Origin of the sequence: Burkholderia sp. Se-20378 (assembly GCF_017104665.1) — a bacterium.
Classification (GTDB): Bacteria; Pseudomonadota; Gammaproteobacteria; order Burkholderiales; family Burkholderiaceae; genus Burkholderia; species Burkholderia lata.
This window is the reverse complement of sequence record NZ_JAAGPG010000144.1, coordinates 1-17,977: the sequence shown is the minus strand read 5'-3', so window position 1 is coordinate 17,977 and position 17,977 is coordinate 1. Positions and strand designations below refer to the sequence as shown.

Annotated in this window: 16 protein-coding genes and 1 other RNA gene; 8 read left to right on the top strand and 9 right to left on the bottom strand. The window is 66.8% G+C overall.

The window, feature by feature from the left end:
• Nucleotides 1–956 (bottom strand): sigma-54-dependent Fis family transcriptional regulator (locus G3N93_RS17290; protein WP_206133566.1); only part of this gene is annotated, 956 nt, incomplete at its 3' end.
• A gap of 534 nt (nucleotides 957–1,490) precedes the next feature.
• Here G3N93_RS17290 and G3N93_RS17285 point away from each other — a divergent pair.
• The 6 genes from G3N93_RS17285 (at nucleotide 1,491) to lipA (ending at nucleotide 7,591) form a co-directional block, all read left to right on the top strand.
• A complete protein-coding gene (locus tag G3N93_RS17285; RefSeq protein ID WP_206133565.1) occupies nucleotides 1,491–2,549 on the top strand; it encodes an ATP-NAD kinase family protein in 1,059 nt (352 codons plus the stop codon).
• Nucleotides 2,550–2,606: 57 nt separating this feature from the next.
• Nucleotides 2,607–3,383 carry an SDR family NAD(P)-dependent oxidoreductase gene (locus G3N93_RS17280; RefSeq protein ID WP_206133564.1) on the top strand — a complete coding sequence of 259 codons (777 nt, stop codon included), beginning with the start codon at nucleotides 2,607–2,609 and terminating at the stop codon, nucleotides 3,381–3,383.
• A gap of 77 nt (nucleotides 3,384–3,460) precedes the next feature.
• Entirely contained in the window at nucleotides 3,461–4,444 is a 984-nt protein-coding gene (locus G3N93_RS17275; protein ID WP_011352284.1) for a thiamine pyrophosphate-dependent dehydrogenase E1 component subunit alpha, read from the top strand.
• A gap of 54 nt (nucleotides 4,445–4,498) precedes the next feature.
• Nucleotides 4,499–5,503: an alpha-ketoacid dehydrogenase subunit beta gene (locus G3N93_RS17270; protein WP_174941110.1), complete on the top strand. Its 1,005-nt coding sequence runs from the start codon at nucleotides 4,499–4,501 to the stop codon at nucleotides 5,501–5,503.
• 4 nt (nucleotides 5,504–5,507) lie between these two features.
• Entirely contained in the window at nucleotides 5,508–6,623 is a 1,116-nt protein-coding gene (locus tag G3N93_RS17265) for an acetoin dehydrogenase dihydrolipoyllysine-residue acetyltransferase subunit (RefSeq protein ID WP_206133563.1), read from the top strand.
• Between the two features lie 2 nt (nucleotides 6,624–6,625).
• Nucleotides 6,626–7,591, top strand: a complete 966-nt coding sequence (gene lipA / locus G3N93_RS17260; RefSeq protein ID WP_206133562.1) for a lipoyl synthase — start codon at nucleotides 6,626–6,628, stop codon at nucleotides 7,589–7,591.
• An 11-nt stretch (nucleotides 7,592–7,602) separates the two neighbouring features.
• Here lipA and G3N93_RS17255 read toward each other — a convergent pair whose 3' ends face one another.
• The 8 genes from G3N93_RS17255 to trxA all read right to left on the bottom strand — a co-directional run bounded on the left by G3N93_RS17255 (nucleotide 7,603) and on the right by trxA (nucleotide 16,206).
• Nucleotides 7,603–8,964: an MATE family efflux transporter gene (locus tag G3N93_RS17255; RefSeq protein WP_089473006.1), complete on the bottom strand. Its 1,362-nt coding sequence runs from the start codon at nucleotides 8,962–8,964 to the stop codon at nucleotides 7,603–7,605.
• Between the two features lie 2 nt (nucleotides 8,965–8,966).
• Nucleotides 8,967–10,799, bottom strand: coding sequence for a glycosyltransferase family 39 protein (locus G3N93_RS17250; protein ID WP_206133561.1), 1,833 nt, complete (start codon nucleotides 10,797–10,799; stop codon nucleotides 8,967–8,969).
• 144 nt (nucleotides 10,800–10,943) lie between these two features.
• Complete coding sequence (locus G3N93_RS17245) at nucleotides 10,944–11,204, bottom strand: type B 50S ribosomal protein L31 (protein WP_006753671.1); 261 nt, start codon at nucleotides 11,202–11,204, stop codon at nucleotides 10,944–10,946.
• A 157-nt stretch (nucleotides 11,205–11,361) separates the two neighbouring features.
• Nucleotides 11,362–12,195: a zinc-dependent peptidase gene (locus G3N93_RS17240; protein ID WP_206133560.1), complete on the bottom strand. Its 834-nt coding sequence runs from the start codon at nucleotides 12,193–12,195 to the stop codon at nucleotides 11,362–11,364.
• A 38-nt stretch (nucleotides 12,196–12,233) separates the two neighbouring features.
• The gene (locus tag G3N93_RS17235; RefSeq protein WP_206133559.1) at nucleotides 12,234–13,790 is read right to left on the bottom strand and encodes an MFS transporter; all 1,557 of its coding nucleotides are present in this window, start codon (nucleotides 13,788–13,790) and stop codon (nucleotides 12,234–12,236) included.
• On the bottom strand, nucleotides 13,787–14,287 hold the full coding sequence (locus tag G3N93_RS17230) for a MerR family transcriptional regulator (RefSeq protein ID WP_174941100.1): 501 nt from the start codon (nucleotides 14,285–14,287) through the stop codon (nucleotides 13,787–13,789). Before G3N93_RS17230 ends, G3N93_RS17235 begins: the two co-directional genes overlap by 4 nt.
• Before the next feature lie 136 nt (nucleotides 14,288–14,423).
• Entirely contained in the window at nucleotides 14,424–15,686 is a 1,263-nt protein-coding gene (gene rho / locus G3N93_RS17225; RefSeq protein WP_006478662.1) for a transcription termination factor Rho, read from the bottom strand.
• 193 nt (nucleotides 15,687–15,879) lie between these two features.
• Nucleotides 15,880–16,206: a thioredoxin TrxA gene (gene trxA, locus G3N93_RS17220; RefSeq protein WP_006402348.1), complete on the bottom strand. Its 327-nt coding sequence runs from the start codon at nucleotides 16,204–16,206 to the stop codon at nucleotides 15,880–15,882.
• A gap of 405 nt (nucleotides 16,207–16,611) precedes the next feature.
• On the opposite strand from trxA, the gene ffs reads away from it, so the two are divergent.
• Nucleotides 16,612–16,710: signal recognition particle sRNA small type (gene ffs / locus G3N93_RS17215), an RNA gene on the top strand.
• A gap of 126 nt (nucleotides 16,711–16,836) precedes the next feature.
• The coding region (dnaX, locus tag G3N93_RS17210) for a DNA polymerase III subunit gamma/tau (protein WP_206133558.1) at nucleotides 16,837–17,977 on the top strand (1,141 nt) is incomplete at its 3' end.

The window sequence follows — 17,977 nt, the reverse complement described above, 5'->3', positions numbered from 1 at the left end:
CGGCGCGAGGCCGTGCCGGGTTCGCGGCCGGTGTGCCGTAGCGGCGCACGCAGCCGCGCATAGAGCGGTGCGCCGGTCGCGCGCAGCCGTAGCGCAACGATTGCATCGAGCCGCGCGGCATCGCGCAGCGGCATCTCGGTCGCATCGAAGATCTCGTCGATATGGCGCGGTTCGCGCAGCGCCGGCAGCGCGTCGCGCGCCTGCCGGTTCGCGGCGACGATATTGCCGCATTCGTCGAACGCGATCAGCCACTCGGGTTGCGCTTCGACGTAGTGACGATTCGGATGCCCGAACAGGATCCAGTGCTGCGCGGTGCTGTGAACGAAGTAGCCGTCCTCGATCAGCGCCGCGCTCTGCCGCACGAGCTGATAGACGAGACGCTGGCTGTCGCGGCCGTCGGGCGAATGAACGGCTGACGCGTCGAGCACGCCGATCAGTTCGCCACCCGGCGAGAAGATCGGCGCCGCGCTGCAGGTGAGCGTCGTGAACGCCGCACGAAAGTGATCGGTCTTGTGCACGGTGATCGGCGCGAGATCGGTCAGTACGTTCGCGACACCGCATGTGCCTTCCTCGCTTTCCGACCAGCACGAGCCGATGTGCAGCCCCGCATGGCGGAAGTCGTTGCGGCGCTCGCGGTCGATCCGGTAGTCGATCGTCACGCCGTGCGCGTCGGTCAGCATCACGCAGTAGTCGGCGACGCGAATCATCTCGTGCAGCCGCGTCAGACACTGGCCCGACGCGCGCAGGAAGGCCTCCTCCTTGTCGCGCACTTCACGCAGCTCGGCTGCGGTCAGCACGCGCGGGCCGATCGAAGAAGCGGGGTCGAGACAGTAGCGCTCCAGCGACCGTTGCCACGACGACACGAGGCGCGTGGATTCGGCCGGCGCGGGCAGGCGTCCGGCGAGCGCGCCGAGTACACGGTCGGCGTGCTGGGCCTGGGGGACGGCGTAAGGCATGGTCGGCTCCGGTTCCGTACGGCGGGGGATGCGATGTTCTTGTAGCACATCCCGTTCGACGGATCACATTGCATCGCAGCACGCGCCGGGCGTGAGACGTTCGTCTCACCGGTATCGCGGGCTGTCTCGTGTCGTTGAGACGCGTTCATGTACGAGATGCGGCAATCGTCCGGCATGACGCGGCCTGCGCGGCGCCGCGATACCGCACGGTTTGCGGGCGGAACGGTGCGCTTGCACCGGCGTCACGGTGGCCGTTTCGTTGAATCAGCGATGTGAGACAAGCGGGCCGAATGGCCGCACGTTCCATCCTTCCAGCATCGAATCAGAAACACCGACATCCCCGCCTCGCCAGCATTCACAAGGGTTTCACGTTCATCGCACGCACGATGGCACGCCGCTTGCAGAGATCACGGGCAAGTCGGCGCGGTCGCGTCGATGACGACGATCCGCCTCCCGACGATGGCAGCGGACGAGACAGGCAGGGCCGCAGCACGCCAACGCGCCGCGGCCGGCCAACTGGATGGAGACAAACCCGTGACGACGCCCGTTACCGTCGGTGTGATCGCGAACCCCGCATCGGGGCGCGACATCCGCCGCCTTACGACGCATGCATCCGTATTTCCGACGGCGGAGAAGGCGAACATGGTCGTGCGCCTGCTGGCCGGCCTCGGCGCGATGGGCGTCGAGCGCGTGCTGACGCTGCGCGACCGGACGGGCATCGCGACGCTGCTGCTGCGTGCGATCGATACGCATCGGGCGGTCGCGCCGCACGAGCGCTGGCCCGAAGTCGAATTCGTCGACCTGCCGATCACCGACTCCGTCGCCGATACCCAGGCCGGCGCTGCATACCTGCACCGGATGGAAGTCGCGCTGATCGTCGTGCTTGGCGGCGACGGCACCCATCGCGCCGTCGCCGCGCACTGCGGCGCGACGCCGCTCGTCGCACTGTCCACCGGCACCAACAACGCGTTTCCCGAACATCGCGAAGCCACCGTCGCCGGTGTCGCGGCAGGACTTGCCGCGACCGGCGCGGTGCCGGCCGAAGTCGCATTCACGCGCAACAAGCGGCTCGTCGTGCGCTGCGTGGCGGGTGCGCAGCCGGGGCGCGAGGAGATCGCGCTCGTCGACGTATGCGCTGCGCGGCAGCGTTTCATCGGCGCCCGCGCGATCTCGGGGTCCGACGACATCGATTCGCTCTACCTGACGTTTGCGGAACCGGACGGGATCGGCCTGTCCGCACTCGGCGGCGCGTGGGCGCCGCTCGAGCGCAGCGCGCCGCACGGGCTCGCGATGCGATTCGCGGGCGAAGGCAAGACGGCCGGCACGCCGCTCGTCGCGCCGATTGCGCCGGGCCGTGTCGATCGCGTCGTGATGCGCAGTTGCGAGCGGCTCGAACCGGGTACATGGCAGACGATCCCGTTCGAGCACGGCACGCTCGCGTTCGACGGCGAGCGCGAGATCGAGGTCGCGCGTGGCGATCGCTACGAGATCTCGCTCGACTGGCGCGGGCCGCTGACGGTCGACGTCGGCCGCACGCTGCGCTACGCGTCGTCACGGCAACTGCTGCGCGATGTCGGCGAGTGGCGCTATTGAGACCGTTTTACCGAGAGACATTTCGACATCCATAACGATCATCAAGGAGACATCGCCATGACAGCCCCACTCGAAGGACAGGTCGCCATCGTCACCGGCGGCGCGCGCGGCATCGGCCGCGGCATTGCACTGACGCTCGCCGGCGCGGGCGCCGACATCCTGCTGGCCGACCTGCTCGACGACGCACTCGACGCCACCGCGCGCGAAGTACGCGCGCTCGGCCGCCGGGCGGCGGTCGCGAAGGTCGACGTCACGCAGGCCGCGCAGGTCGATGCGATGGTTGCGCAGGCAATCGCCGACCTCGGCCGGCTCGACATCCTCGTGAACTGCGCGGGCGTGATCAGCATTCATCCGGTTGGCGAACTGACCGAGCGCGACTGGGATTTCGTGATGGACGTGAACGCGAAGGGCACGTTCCTCGGCTGCCGCGCGGCGCTCGCGCCGCTGAAGGCGCAGGGCCGCGGCCGGATCATCAACGTCGCATCGATCGCCGGCAAGGAAGGCTTTCCGAATCTCGCGCACTACAGCGCATCGAAATTCGCGGTCGTCGGCTTCACGAATGCACTCGCGAAGGAGGTCGCGCGCGACGGCGTGACCGTCAACGCGATCTGCCCCGGCATCGTGCGTACCTACATGTGGGACCGGCTGTCCGACGAATGGAAGGCCGACGGCGAATCGGTCGAGGCGTCGTGGCAGCGGCACCAGTTGACGCTGATTCCGCAGGGCCGCGCGCAGACGCCGGAGGACATGGGCCGGCTCGCGCTGTTCTTCGCGACGATGGACAACGTGACGGGCCAGGCCGTGAACGTCGACGGCGGCTTCACGTTCCACTGACGGCCGCAGGCCGTGAAATCCGTCGCCACGGCCCGGCCGCGGCGGCATTCGCAGTCAGACCTACCCAGGAGACACACATGACCGCTTCGACACAGCTCAGCAGGGACAAGCTGCTGGACGCCTACCGGCTGATGCGCACGATCCGCGAATTCGAGGAGCGCCTGCACGTCGAATTCGCGACCGGCGAGATCCCCGGCTTCGTTCACCTGTATGCGGGCGAGGAGGCGTCCGCGGTCGGCACGATACTGCACCTCGGCCTCGACGACTACGTCGCGACCACGCACCGCGGCCACGGCCATTGCATCGCGAAGGGCGTCGACGTGCACGGGATGATGGCCGAGATCTACGGCAAGAAGACGGGCGTCTGCCACGGCAAGGGCGGCTCGATGCACATCGCCGACCTGGCGATGGGGATGCTCGGCGCGAACGGGATCGTCGGTGCGGGCGGCCCGCTCGTCTGCGGTGCGGCGCTCGCGGCGAAGCACAAGAAGACCGGCGGCGTCGGCGTGTGCTTCTTCGGCGACGGCGCATCGAACCAGGGCGTGATCTTCGAATCGATGAACCTCGCGTCGGTGTGGCGGCTGCCCGCGATCTTCGTGGCCGAGAACAACGGCTATGCGGAAGCGACGTCGTCGAGCTGGTCGGTCGCGACCGACAACATCGCCGATCGTGCGAACGGGTTCGGGATGCCGGGCGTGATCGTCGACGGCTTCGACTTCTTCGCGGTGCACGAAGCGCTTGGCGAAGCCGTCGAGCGGGCGCGCAACGGCGGCGGCCCGACGCTCGTCGAGGTGAAGTTCACGCGCTATTTCGGTCACTTCGAAGGCGACGCGCAAACCTACCGCGCACCCGGCGAGGTGCAGAAGCTGCGCGACGAGAAGGACTGCCTGAAGCATTTCGAAACGCGCGTCGTGCGGGCCGAAGCGCTGACGACCGCCGACCTGCGCGCGGTCGATGCCCAGGTGAAGGCGCTGATCGACGATGCGGTCGCGCAGGCCAAGGCTGCGCCGGTACCCGACGCGGCCGACCTGCTGACCGACGTCTACGTGTCGTACCCGTGAGCGCGGCCTGACACCGCGGCCGGCACGGCGAACCGAACATTCCAGGAGACAGACATGGCAAGGAAGATCACTTATTCGCAGGCGATCAACGAAGCGCTCGCACAGGAAATGGCGCGCGACGAAAGCGTGATCGTGATGGGCGAGGACAACGCAGGCGGCGCGGGTGCGCCGGGCGAGGACGACGCGTGGGGCGGCGTGCTCGGCGTGACGAAGGGGCTGTTCCACAAGTTTCCGGGCCGCGTGCTGGATACGCCGCTGTCCGAAGGCGGCTACATCGGCGCGGCGGTAGGAGCGGCCGCGTGCGGGATGCGGCCCGTCGCGGAGCTGATGTTCATCGATTTCATGGGCGTGTGCTTCGACCAGATCTTCAACCAGGCCGCCAAGTTCCGCTACATGTTCGGCGGCAAGGCCGTGACGCCGGTCGTGATCCGCGCGATGTACGGCGCCGGCTTGCGCGCGGCCGCGCAGCATTCGCAGATGCTCACGTCCCTGTTCACGCACATTCCGGGGCTGAAGGTCGTGTGCCCGTCGACGCCGTACGACGCGAAGGGGCTGCTGATCCAGGCGATCCGCGACAACGATCCCGTGATCTTCCTCGAACACAAGCTGCTCTATACCCGCGAAGGCGACGTGCCTGAGGAGTCCTATGCCATTCCGTTCGGCGAAGCGAACGTGATGCGCGACGGCGACGACGCGACGATCGTCACGTACGGCCGGATGGTGCATCTCGCGCTGGACGCGGCCGCGAAGCTCGCCAAGGACGGCATCCAGGTCGACGTGATCGACCTGCGCACGACGTCGCCGCTCGACGAGGAAACGATCCTCGAAAGCGCGGAGCGCACCGGGCGCGTGGTGGTGGTCGACGAAGCGAACCCGCGCTGCTCGATCGCGACCGACATTGCCGCGCTCGTCGCGCAGCGCGCGTTCCATGCGCTGAAGGCGCCGATCGAGCTTGTCACTGCGCCGCATACGCCCGCGCCGTTCGCGAGCGTGCTGGAAGACCTGTATATCCCGTCCGCCGATGCGATTGCGCAGGCGGTCCTGAAGACGAGGAGCTGACACGATGTCGATTCACATGATCACGATGCCCAAGTGGGGGCTGTCGATGGAGCAGGGGCAGGTCAACGGCTGGCTGAAGGCGCTCGGCGAACGCGTGACGAAGGGCGACGAAGTGCTCGACGTCGAGACCGACAAGATCTCGTCGGGCGTCGAATGCGCGTTCGACGGCACGCTGCGCCGGCAGGTCGCGCAGGAGGGCGAGACGCTGCCGGTCGGTGCGCTGCTCGGCGTCGTCGCGGCCGCCGATGCGAGCGATGCCGACATCGACGCGGCAATCGCCGATTTCCAGCGCGATTTCGTGCCGAGCGCGGCTTCCGACGAAGCCGCGGGCCCGCAGCCCGAAAAGGCGCAGATCGGCGGCCGGACGGTGCGCTTCCTGAAGCTCGGCGAAGGCAGCGGCACACCCGCCGTGCTGATCCACGGCTTTGGCGGCGACCTCAACAACTGGTTGTTCAATCACGCGGATCTCGCCGCGCATCGGCCGGTGTGGGCGCTCGACCTGCCTGGTCACGGCGAGTCGGGCAAGGCGGTCGAGACGGGCAGCCTCGATGAACTGGCAGACGCGGTGCTCGCGCTGCTCGATGCGAAGGGCATCGACCACGCCCACCTGATCGGCCATTCGATGGGCGGTGCGGTCGCGATGGCGGCGGCCGAGCGCGCGCCGCAACGTGTCACGTCGCTGACGCTGATCGCGAGCGCCGGGCTCGGCACGGACATCAATCGTGCTTACATCGACGGCTTCGTTGCCGGCAACAGCCGCAACACGCTGAAGCCGCACCTCGGCGCGCTGTTCGCGGACAACGCGCTGGTCACGCGGCAGCTCGTCGAGGATCTCGTCAAGTACAAGCGGCTCGAAGGTGTGCAGGCCGCGCTGGAAAAGATCGCGAATGCCGCGTTCGACGGCGCCGCACAGCGGCGCGTGTTTCGCGACGGGCTCGCGACGCTTGCGCCGCGCACGCTCGTGATCTGGGGCGAGCGCGACCAGGTGATCCCGGCGCAGCACGCGCAGGGTCTGCCTGACGGCGTGCGCGCCGAGGTGATCGCCGGCAGCGGGCATATGGTGCAGATGGAGGCCGCCGCCGACGTGAACCGCCTGATCGTCGCGTTTCTCGGAGACTGACGATGGCCGCCGCGCTCGAACGACCCAGCCTCACGGCGCTCGGCCAGCCGGGCGCGAGAAGCCGAGACAAGCTCGCGCGCATTCCGGTGCGCGTCGAGCCTGCGACCGGTGCGGCGCTGCCGAAGCCGCCATGGCTGCGCGCGCGGCCGATGATGAGCGCGGCGGTCGCCGACATGGCGGCCGTGCTGCGCGACCATCAGCTGCATTCCGTCTGCGAGGAGGCGATGTGCCCGAACATCGGCGAATGCTTCGCGCAGCGCACGGCGACCTTCATGATCATGGGCGGGCTGTGTACGCGGCGTTGCCCGTTCTGCGACGTCGCGCACGGCCGTCCCGAACCGCTCGATCCGGACGAGCCCGCGCGGCTGGCCGAGGCGGCCGCGGCGCTCGGGTTGCGCTACGTCGTGATCACGTCGGTCGACCGCGACGACCTGCGCGACGGCGGCGCCGCGCATTTCGCCGCGTGCATCGCGGCGGTGCGCGCGAGCGTGCCGGGTATCGGCGTCGAAGTGCTGACGCCGGACTTTCGCGGTCGCGTGGCTCGCGCGCTCGATGCGCTCTCGACCGCCTGGCCCGACGTGTTCAACCACAACATCGAGACGGTGCCATCGCTGTATCGCGCGGCGCGACCGGGTGCCGACTATCGCGGCTCGCTCGAACTGCTCGCACTGGCGAAGCGGGCGCGGCCGGGACTGGTGACGAAATCGGGGTTGATGCTCGGCCTTGGCGAGGGTGACGACGAAGTGCGCGACACGCTGCGCGACCTGCGTGCGCATGACGTCGACGTGCTGACGCTCGGCCAGTATCTCGCGCCGTCCGCGCACCATCTGCCGGTGCGGCGCTATGTGAGCCCGGACGCATTCGCCGCGTGGCGCGACGAGGCGCTATTGCTCGGTTTCAGGGAAGTCGTCGCCGGCCCGCTCGTGCGATCGTCGTATCACGCGGCCGACGTGCTTGAGGAGACGTAGCGGGCAACGCGTCAGGCGGACGTAGACGCGGCGGCATGCGCGCGACTGACGCGGCGCAGGTACAGCACGAGCCCGGCGCCCGCGAGCATCAGGCTGATCGTGTTCGCGAACCAGAAGCCGCGCGCGCCGGTCAGCCATGCGGGCGCGATGCCGCCCACGTCGAAACCGAGCGCGTAGCCGCCGCTGAGCCCGACGCCCCACAGCGCGACCGCGTAGATCACGGTCGGCACGACCGCGACCTTGTAGGCGCGCAGCACGAACGCCGACGTAACCTGCAGCGCATCGAAGACGTGGTAGCACGCGACGATCGCGACGAGCGGCATCGCGGCCGCGGCGACGGCCGGGTTCGGTGTATAGCCGCCGATGATCAGCGGGCGCAGCACGAACACGAGCAGGCCGTAGGTCGCGGCAATGCCGCACGCGAAGATCACGCTGTGCCGGCCGAGCAGCCGGGCTTCCTCGGGCCGTCCGGCGCCGAGCGCGCGCGCGACCAGCGTCGACGCCGCCACGCCGATCGACAGCGGCGTCATGTACAGCACCGCGCCGATGTTGCCGGCGATCTGGTGGCCGGCGAGCGTCGTCGTGCCGAACTGCGCGATGAACAGCGCCATGCACGTGTACGACGTGACCTCGATCAGGTACGACAGGCCCATCGGCACGCCGAGTTTCAGGATCGCCTTCTGGCGCTCCCAGACCGGCCAGCAGAAGCGCGAGAAGATCGCGAGCGGCGCGAACACGTCGAGCTTCGCGAGCAGCGTGTAGCCGATCAGCGCGAGCGCCCAGTTGATCAGCGTGCTGGCGAGCCCGCAGCCGGGGCCGCCGAGGGCCGGCACGCCGAACCCGCCGAAGATGAACCACACGTTGAGCGGAAACTTGAGCAGCAGCGCGCCGATCTGCAGGATCATCGCGAGGCGCGGCTTGCCGGCCGCGTTGGTCAGCGCGTTGTAGATGCGGAAGACGAGGCTGGCGGGCAGCCCGTACGACAGGATGCGCAGGTAGTCGACGGTGCGGTCGTGCAGCGCGGCGGGCGTGTGCGCGACACGCAGCAGCGGCTCGGGAAAATGCAGCAGGAGGAAGCCGGGCACCGCGAGCAGCAGCGCGAGCCACAGCGCCTGGCGCACTTCCTCGCCGATCTCGGCATAGCGCCGCGCGCCGTACAGCTGCCCGGTGATTGGCTGCAGCGCCGACAGGATGCCCGTCAGGCCGATATAGATCGATATGTAGATCGACGAGCCGAGCCCGAGCGCGGCCAGGTCGACGGCCGAGTAACGGCCGACCATCGCTGTGTCGATCACGCCGAACGCGATGATCGCGAGCTGGCCGACGAGCACCGGCCACGCGAGACCGACGATCCGGCGGATGTCGCCGAACATCGTCAATCGGCCGGCTGGCGGCGCGGCGGACGTCGCTTGACGGGCGTCTTCGGCCGTTCGATGCGCTCGTACAGACGGAAGCGCTCGTCGCGGTCGGCGGCGCGTCGGCCTTCCCACACGAGACGCCACACGTATTGCGACATCGAGCTCGGCTCGCCGAAGTCCGCGCGGTCCTGGCGCAGGATCACGTCGCAGTCGCCGGAGAAATCGAAGCGCATGTTGCCGAAATACGCGAAAGTTGCGATCTGCGCGTCACCAAGCCGCACCGGCGAGATGCACTCGTAGTCGGACGGCAGGTGCACCGCGATCTGCTGCGCGACGTCGCGATAGGTCCGGCCGTAGTTGACGATCGGCAGCCACAGGGTCATCAGCAGCACCCACATCAGTGTGGTGCCCGCACCCGACAGCACGACGCTGCGCCACAGCACTTTCGGCTGCCGCGAGATGCGCCAGCGCACGAGGAAGCACCAGCACACGGTGGCGATCACCGCGCAGACGAACGACAGGATCTTGAAGTGCGGCTCGTAGCCGGGCACGAGGCGCGCGAGGTTGCGCGCGAGCGGATGCGGGAAGCCCGTGATCGATGCGAGCCACACGAGCCACACGAAGGTGCCGAGGATCGTGAAGCTCAGCACCGCGAACCAGTCGATCGCGTTGATCGCGCCGCGCTTGAGGGTCGGCAGCGCGAACGTCGCGAGCACCGCGAGCGGCGGCAGCAACAGCATGTACATGCGGTTCGACTGCTGGCTCTGCAGGATCACGAGCGCGACGAGCGGCACGGCGACCGACAGCGGAATCGCGACGTGCGCCCGGCGGCGCATGCCGGCCCAGCTCCACCATGCCCAGATCGCGAGCGGCCACGCGGGCCATGTGAACAGCGGCAGGTTCTTCGCCGCATAGCCGAGCACGGCGGTCGGCGGGCCCGAAAAGCGCATCAGGCTGCCGTGGATCCACTGGTTGAAGAACCATGCGGCGTCGTCGGGCGCCGCGACGAACGCGGCGAGCGGCCACAGCGCGAAGATCGCGGCCGCGAGCGGCACGCCGACCAGCGGCAGGCGCAGGTTGCGCATCTCGGGCGTGACGAGCCACAGCACGGCCGTACCGGCGAGCAGGGCGACGACCAGCACCGGATTGCCGGACAGTGCGACGAGGCCCATCGCGAGGCCCCACCACAGCGCGCCCTGCATCGGCTTGTCGATGCCGCGCACGATCCCGTAGACGAGCATCGCGATCCACGCGAACTGCGCGAGCTGCGGCGTCGTTTCATGCCCGCGCTCCGCGAGGCCGAAGCAGGCGACGAGTACCAGCAGCGCGCCGTCGGCGAGCGTGCGGCCGTAGTCGCGCGGCTCGGGCTCGCCGCCGAATGCGTATTTGAACGGCTGGACCTCGGCACGCCGGCCGAGCAGGTAGGCCGCATACCAGACGAAGGCGCACGCGACGCAGAACAGCACGCCGGTATCGACGCGCGACGCGTTGCTCGCGTCGACCCACGGGCCCAGGCCGCGGATCGACAGTGCGCCGAGCCAGTAGCCGAGCGGCCCGTCGGTCGTGATGAACTTGCCGACCAGGTTCGGCAGCAGCCAGTCGTGCCAGCCGCCCTTGGCCATCGTCCACATCACGCCGAAGCCTGCCGCGTCCTCGTTCTTCCACGGGTCGCGGCCGAACAGGCCGAACGCTGCGTAGACGAAGCAGAGCGTGAGCAGCAGCCAGCGCGGTAGCGCGCGCGTGGCGGAGGCGGTGAGACGGACGACAGGCTTCATGCAGATGAGCGATTTGTTATGGGCGGGTGGCCGGCGCGAATGCGCGCGGTGGAGCCGGTTTCGAGCATCCGGCATTGTAGACGCGCCCGCTGTTGCGCGTCAGGTCGTTGCCCGGGCGCCGGCTGGCGGCTGCCGGGCGAGCAGAGACAAAAAAGGGCAGCCTGGGCTGCCCTTTTGTGCGGTACCGGTGCAATGCAACCACCGGATGCAATGCGAAGCTTACTTCGCCTTGCCGCTGGCGCGAACGCCGAACTTGTTCTTGAACTTCTCGACACGGCCTGCCGTGTCCATGATCTTTTGCTGACCGGTGTAGAACGAGTGCGATTCCGACGACACTTCGATCTTGGCGAGCGGGTAGGTCTTGCCGTCGAGTTCGATGTTTTCGCGCGTCTGGATCGTCGAGCGCGTGATGAATTTGAAGCCGTTCGACATGTCTTGGAAGACGACTTCGCGGTAATTCGGGTGGATGCCTTCTTTCATGGTCTTTCCTTGGTGAGAGCGGTAGCCAACCCGCCGCTTGCCGTGCCGGAGCGCGCATATTGCGCAAACCAGACGACGCCAAGCCCGGCGCGAGCCACTTGCCTAAGGTCGAAAAACGGCGATTATGCCAGAAAATCAGATGGTTGACGAATAATTTTCATGGTGCGTCGAGTGCGCCGGCGCCGGCCGGATCCTGCCGGTAGTAGCGCGCGAGCAGCCGGTACAGCTCCGGAAATTCGGACTCGAACGCTTTCGGTCGCACGAACAGCGCTTCGCTGCATACCGCGAAGAATTCCGACGGGTGGTCGGCCGCATACGGATCGATCAGCGAATCCCGCTCGAAGCGCGCCCACGCGTGGTCCGGCACCGCATCGACGCGCGCGCAGAACTGATCGTACGCGTGCTCGAACACGTCGGCCCACGCCTGCACATCGAGGTGCGGCGCATGCCAGCGCCGAAATAGGGGCGGATAGCCGTCGGCCGCGCCGTTGAGCATGTCGATCTTGTGCGCGAACTCGTGGATCACGACGTTGTATGCGTCGCGGCCGTCCGTCATCTGCGCATCTTCCCAGGACAAGATCACGGGGCCGCCTTCCCAGGCCTCGCCGCTGGCATCCTGCTCGACTTCGTGGACGACGCCATCCTCGTCCTGCACCGTCTTGCGGATCACGAACTCGCCCGGATACACGACGACGCCGACCCAGCCGTCGTACAGCGACAGGTCGAGATTCAGCACGGGCAGGCAGGCCTGCGCGGCGATCGCGACGATCATCGCGTCGGTCAGCTCCAGCCCGTGGGCGGTCGAGAACGATTTCTTCGCGACGAACAGGCTCGTCAGTTCGCGCAGCCGGCCGAGCGCGTCGGGCGACAGCGCCGCGAGGAACGGCAGGCGCTCGACGGTGTCCTGCCACAGCGCATCGGGGATCGGGTGGCTGCGCAGCGCGCGGTCGCGGCGGCGGTCGTCGAACCAGCGGGTCAGTTTCGAGAGCATGAAGGCGGCTCGCGGAAATCCAAAGCCTGTCTTTTAACTCAATCGATCTCTTTTTGCCATGCCGCAAAGAGGCCGCCGACCAGCGCCACACCCGCCAGGAAGTAAAAGCCGTCGAGCGACGCGAGGAACGACGCCTGTTGCGCGACCATCCGCGCGATCGACGCGATTGCGAGGCCATGCGCCTCGTTCAGCGCATGGCCGGCGGCTGTGTAGCTGCGCGTCAGTGCCTCGACGGTCTGCTGGAACACCGGGTCGAATACGTTCGCGCGCTCGACGAGCCGTGTCTGGTGCACGGCCACGCGATGCTGTTCGACGATGATCACCGACGACGTCGCGAACGAGATCGTCAGTTGCCGCACGATGTTCTTCAGCCGGTAGCCGTGCGTGTATTCGTCGATCGCGAAGATCCGGAACGTCAGGTTGGCCACCGGCAGCACGATGAAGAGCAGCAGCAGCCCGCGCAGCAGCAGTGGGACGATCAGCGCGGCTTCGCCGACCTGCGGCGTCATGCGCGTCATCCACAGCGCGGCCGCGATGGCGATCGCGAACCCCGGTACGACGAACCACTTCTTGTGCGTGACGAATTTCGCGTAACGCAGGTATGCGAACAGCGCGGTGGCCGAAATCAGCGACATCGTGCCCACCAGCCGCCCGGCGTTCTCGACCGGGTAACCGAGGCCGCCTTCGAGAAACCGCGACGTCAGGTAACTGAAGCCGGTCGACTCGTAGTAATAGAACATGTAGAGCAGCAGCCCGACCTGGAACGTCCGTTCGCGGAACGCGTGCAGGCGCACGAGCGGCGTCGGATGGTTCCACTGGTGATACGCGAACCACGCAAGCGCGCCGATCCCCGCGATCGTCAGCAGGATCAGCATCGGCGAGCCGCTGTAGAGCTGGTAATGCACCTGCTGCAGCACGATCTGCAGTGCGCCTTGCGCGAGCGCGAACACGACATACGGCCAGAAGTGTCCGGAGCCGCGTTCGTCGTCGGGTGTCCGGCCCGAATCGGGCAGCGTGAGAAGCGCGAGGATCGCGAACGCGATGCTGGCCGGCGCCGAACACGCAAACAGCGCGCGCCACGTCGAATGCGCGACGAGCAGGCCGCCGACGATCGGCGCGAGCGCGCTGCCGAGCAGGATCATGATCAGGAACGCGCGTGTCGCGGGCGGCCGTTCCTGCGGCTTGAAACTGATCTGGATCAGGATCCGGCACGCGCCCATCATCGGGCCGATGAAATACCCCTGAAAGCCGCGCGCGAACGCGAGTTCGAGCGACGTGTCGGCGAGCGCAGCCGCGATCGCGCCGAACGAGAACATCAGCATGCAGCCGGCGACGTAGCGGCGATGGCCGAGCCGGTCGACCCACCATTGCTGCTGCAGGATGCCGAGCACGGCCGTGACCGCGTAGGCGCTCGACGACCACACGAGTTCGTCGGGCGATGCGTTGATGCCGCCCGCGATGTAGCTCGCGAAGAACGAAAAAATCGCGTTGTCGAAATAGTCGATGCCGGTGACGAGCGCGAGCGCCCACGGGAACAGGTCCGCGCGCAGGTTCGCGCGGCTCCACAGCGGCGAGCGACCGGGCATCGCACTCATTCGCGCGCCTTGCGCGCGCGCCGCGTGCCGGCTTCGGCCTGCCGCTGCGCGATCAGCACATCGGCGTTTTCGCCGGCAAGACGCCGATCGACGTAGTCGATGTCGTGCTGCAGTTCCTTGCGCAGCGCGACGGCTTCCTTCAGTTCGCGCTGGACGGCCGCGATCCGCCGGTCGAGCGTGTCGATCTGCTCGGCAAGGCCAGTGCGGATGTCGCGCAGCGACGCGTCCGAATAGCGGCGCCGGCCGTCGCCCGTTTCTTCCAGCGGGCGTTTCAGCATTTCGGTGATGCCGTGCAGCGAGAAGCCGAGCGCCCGCAGCCGCAGGATACGCGCGAAGCGCTCGAGGTCGGCTTCGTCGTAGAGGCGATAGCGGCCTTCGCTGCGCGACGGCGTGACGAGCCCGCGCTCTTCGTAATACTTCAGCGTGCGCGGCGTGACGCCGAGCCGCGACGCGGCATCGCTCACGGTCAGCAGCGGGGTGGGGGCGTCGTTCGGCATCGGGAGGCGGGAGATTCGATGTGGGCGATGGCGCGATTATAGATCAACCTGTACGTTCACGTTCAGGTTGGCGCCGAAAAACGGCCGCCGGGCAGGATGCGCGGGCGGCCGTCTTTTTGATGCGGGGCGAGGGCGATCAGCCGCCGCGGCGCATCAGGTCGAAGAACTCGGAGTTGCTCTTCGTCTGGCGGATCTTGTCGAGCAGGAATTCCATCGCTTCGACTTCGTCCATGTCGTGGATGAACTTGCGCAGCACCCAGATCTTCTGAAGGATCTCGGGCTTGATCAGCATTTCTTCACGACGCGTGCCCGACTTGTTCAGGTTGATCGACGGATACACGCGCTTTTCCGCGAGGCGTCGCTCGAGGTGCACTTCCATGTTGCCGGTGCCCTTGAACTCTTCGTAGATCACGTCGTCCATGCGGCTGCCGGTTTCGATCAGCGCGGTGCCGATGATCGTCAGCGAACCGCCTTCCTCGATGTTGCGCGCCGCGCCGAAGAAGCGCTTCGGACGCTGCAGTGCGTTTGCGTCGACACCACCCGTCAGCACCTTGCCCGATGCCGGGATCACGGTGTTGTACGCGCGTGCGAGACGCGTGATCGAGTCGAGCAGAATCACGACGTCGTGCTTCATTTCGACGAGGCGCTTGGCCTTCTCGATCACCATTTCGGCGACCTGGACGTGACGCGTGGCCGGTTCGTCGAACGTCGATGCGATCACTTCGCCGGCGACCGAACGCTGCATTTCGGTCACTTCTTCAGGGCGCTCGTCGATCAGCAGCACGAACAGGATCACGTCCGGGTGGTTCTGCTTGATCGCGTGTGCGATGTGCTGGAGCATCACGGTCTTGCCCGACTTCGGCGACGCGACGAGCAGGCCGCGCTGGCCCTTGCCGATCGGCGCGATCATGTCGATGATGCGGCCCGTGACGTTTTCCTCGCCGCGCATTTCGCGTTCGAGCGACAGCGGCTTGTTCGGGTGCAGCGGCGTGAGGTTCTCGAACATGATCTTGTGTTTCGAGGCCTCGGGCGGCTGCCCGTTGACTTTGTCGACCTTCACCAGCGCGAAGTAGCGCTCGCCGTCCTTCGGCGTGCGGACTTCACCTTCGATGGTGTCGCCGGTGTGCAGGTTGAAGCGGCGGATCTGCGACGGGCTGATATAGATGTCGTCGGTGCTCGCGAGGTACGACATTTCCGGCGAGCGCAGGAAGCCGAAGCCGTCCGGCAGCACTTCGAGCGTACCGTCGCCGAAGATCGTCTCACCCGTCTTGGCGCGTTTTTTAAGAATGGCAAACATCAACTCCTGCTTGCGCAGGCGGTTCGCGTTTTCGATCTCCAGGCCATTGGCCATTTCGATCAGTTCGGAGACGTGCAGAGACTTGAGCTCGGATAAATGCATACGGAGAACCCGCCAGGGAGGAGACGACGAAAGAAATAAAGGGAGGAGGGCGAGCGGAAGCGCTCAGAGACTTAAATGCGTCTTGTAGACGTTTTTTAATTCTAGCATAGGCCGATTCGCGCTTGAGCGAGCGATCGGCGGCTTGTCGACGGACGTGTTGCCGGTTGACAACACGTCCGCGGAACTGCCTGTATTACAGGTGGCTGTCCAGGAATGCGGTGAGCTGCGACTTCGACAGCGCGCCGACCTTCTGCGCGGCGGCCGCGCCGTTCTTGAACAAGATCAGCGTCGGGATGCCGCGCACGCCGAACTTCGCGGGCGTTGCCTGGTTGTCGTCGACGTTGATCTTCGCGATCTGCAGCTTGTCGCCGTAGTCCTTCGCGACTTCGTCGAGGATCGGGGCGATCATCTTGCACGGGCCGCACCATTCGGCCCAGAAATCGACGAGCACGGGCTTGTCGGACTTGACGACGTCCTGTTCGAACGATGCGTCGCTGATGTGTTTGATCTGTTCGCTCATTGGGTCAATACCTCTTACGGTTCGGGGACTGCCTGCTTGCGCGTTGCGGCGTACCGGCTGCCGTTGGCGGCCGGCCGCTGCGGCAGGTCACTCCGCTCTCCGGAAAGGAGGGGTGTAAGCGCTGCATGCCGCGGCTCGCGGGTCGTTCGGGCGTCATATTAGCCTAAATTGCTATCTGCTGCGGGCGGCGATAGTAGCCGCTACGCGAGTAGGGGTACGACGCGACGTTCGACCGTTGTGTCCAGCAGGTGGAGGCCGGCCCGTAAATTACAAGGGGTGGGTGCGCATGCAATTCGCATCGGGCGAGCTTCCTGCAGCCCGGCGCGCGTCGGTTTGTCGGGTCATATGCGCATTGGTGCGAACAAACGGTCGCATTCATCCGGAAGCGGTGATAGAATATGCCGTGACGGGCCTCCTCGCATGGTGGGGCGGTGAACCTGGTCAGGTCGGGAACGAAGCAGCCACAATCGTTTTCCGCCAGTGCCGAGGGTTGGGCTCGTCACCTTCCTTCTCGCCCCATTCGCAGGGCGTTTTTATTTCTGCATCACACTCCGTTTTACCTGCCCGTTGCCTGTCTTCCGCACCGTTTCGCGTGTCGGCGCGACGCAGCGTTACTGATACAATTTCCCGATGACCTATCAAGTTCTCGCACGCAAGTGGCGTCCGAAGGATTTCGCTTCGCTCGTCGGCCAGGAGCACGTCGTCAGGGCGCTTACGCACGCGCTCGACGGCGGGCGTCTCCATCACGCCTATCTGTTTACCGGAACCCGCGGTGTCGGCAAGACGACGCTGTCGCGGATCTTCGCCAAGGCACTCAACTGTGAAACCGGCGTCACGTCGCAGCCGTGCGGTGTGTGTCGCGCCTGTCGCGAGATCGACGAAGGGCGTTTCGTCGATTACGTCGAGATGGATGCCGCGAGCAACCGCGGCGTCGATGAAATGGCCGCGCTGCTCGAGCGCGCGGTGTACGCGCCCGTCGATGCGCGCTTCAAGGTCTACATGATCGACGAAGTGCACATGCTGACGAATCACGCGTTCAACGCGATGCTGAAGACGCTCGAGGAGCCGCCGCCGCACGTCAAGTTCATCCTCGCGACGACCGATCCGCAAAAAATTCCCGTCACCGTGCTGTCGCGCTGCCTGCAGTTCAATCTGAAGCAGATGCCGGCCGGGCACATCGTGTCGCATCTCGAGCGGATTCTCGGCGAAGAGCAGATCACGTTCGAGCCGCAGGCACTGCGCCTGCTTGCGCGTGCCGCACAGGGCAGCATGCGCGATGCGCTGTCGCTCACCGACCAGGCGATCGCCTATTCGGCGAACGAAGTGACCGAGTCGGCCGTGTCGGGCATGCTCGGCGCGCTCGACCAGACTTACATGGTGCGTCTGCTCGACGCGCTTGCCGCGGGCAGCGGCCCGGAAATCCTCGCGATTGCCGACGAGATGTCGCTGCGCAGCCTGTCGTTCTCGACCGCACTGCAGGATCTTGCGAGCCTGCTGCACCGGATCGCGTGGGCGCAGTTCGCGCCGGGCTCGGTGCTCGACGAATGGCCCGAAGCAGGCGACCTGCGCCGTTTCGCCGACACGCTGAGCCCCGAGCAAGTCCAGTTGTTCTATCAGATCGCGACCGTCGGTCGCGCCGAGCTCGGCCTGGCGCCGGACGAGTACGCCGGTTTCACGATGACGCTGCTGCGGATGCTCGCGTTCGAGCCGGCGGTTGCCGCCGGCAGTGCGCCGGGCGGCCAGCCGGCCGCGCCGCGTGAGATCGGCAGCG

Bases quoted from the DNA above. Each gene is read 5' to 3' on its own strand.
- G3N93_RS17280 (WP_206133564.1), top strand. From the start codon at position 2,607: ATGACAGCCCCACTCGAAGGACAGGTCGCCATCGTCACCGGCGGCGCG.
- G3N93_RS17275 (WP_011352284.1), top strand. From the start codon at position 3,461: ATGACCGCTTCGACACAGCTCAGCAGGGACAAGCTGCTGGACGCCTAC.
- G3N93_RS17270 (WP_174941110.1), top strand. From the start codon at position 4,499: ATGGCAAGGAAGATCACTTATTCGCAGGCGATCAACGAAGCGCTCGCA.
- G3N93_RS17265 (WP_206133563.1), top strand. From the start codon at position 5,508: ATGTCGATTCACATGATCACGATGCCCAAGTGGGGGCTGTCGATGGAG.
- lipA (WP_206133562.1), top strand. From the start codon at position 6,626: ATGGCCGCCGCGCTCGAACGACCCAGCCTCACGGCGCTCGGCCAGCCG.
- G3N93_RS17255 (WP_089473006.1), bottom strand. From the start codon at position 8,964: ATGTTCGGCGACATCCGCCGGATCGTCGGTCTCGCGTGGCCGGTGCTC.
- G3N93_RS17250 (WP_206133561.1), bottom strand. From the start codon at position 10,799: ATGCCGGATGCTCGAAACCGGCTCCACCGCGCGCATTCGCGCCGGCCA.
- G3N93_RS17245 (WP_006753671.1), bottom strand. From the start codon at position 11,204: ATGAAAGAAGGCATCCACCCGAATTACCGCGAAGTCGTCTTCCAAGAC.
- G3N93_RS17240 (WP_206133560.1), bottom strand. From the start codon at position 12,195: ATGCTCTCGAAACTGACCCGCTGGTTCGACGACCGCCGCCGCGACCGC.
- G3N93_RS17235 (WP_206133559.1), bottom strand. From the start codon at position 13,790: ATGAGTGCGATGCCCGGTCGCTCGCCGCTGTGGAGCCGCGCGAACCTG.
- G3N93_RS17230 (WP_174941100.1), bottom strand. From the start codon at position 14,287: ATGCCGAACGACGCCCCCACCCCGCTGCTGACCGTGAGCGATGCCGCG.
- rho (WP_006478662.1), bottom strand. From the start codon at position 15,686: ATGCATTTATCCGAGCTCAAGTCTCTGCACGTCTCCGAACTGATCGAA.
- trxA (WP_006402348.1), bottom strand. From the start codon at position 16,206: ATGAGCGAACAGATCAAACACATCAGCGACGCATCGTTCGAACAGGAC.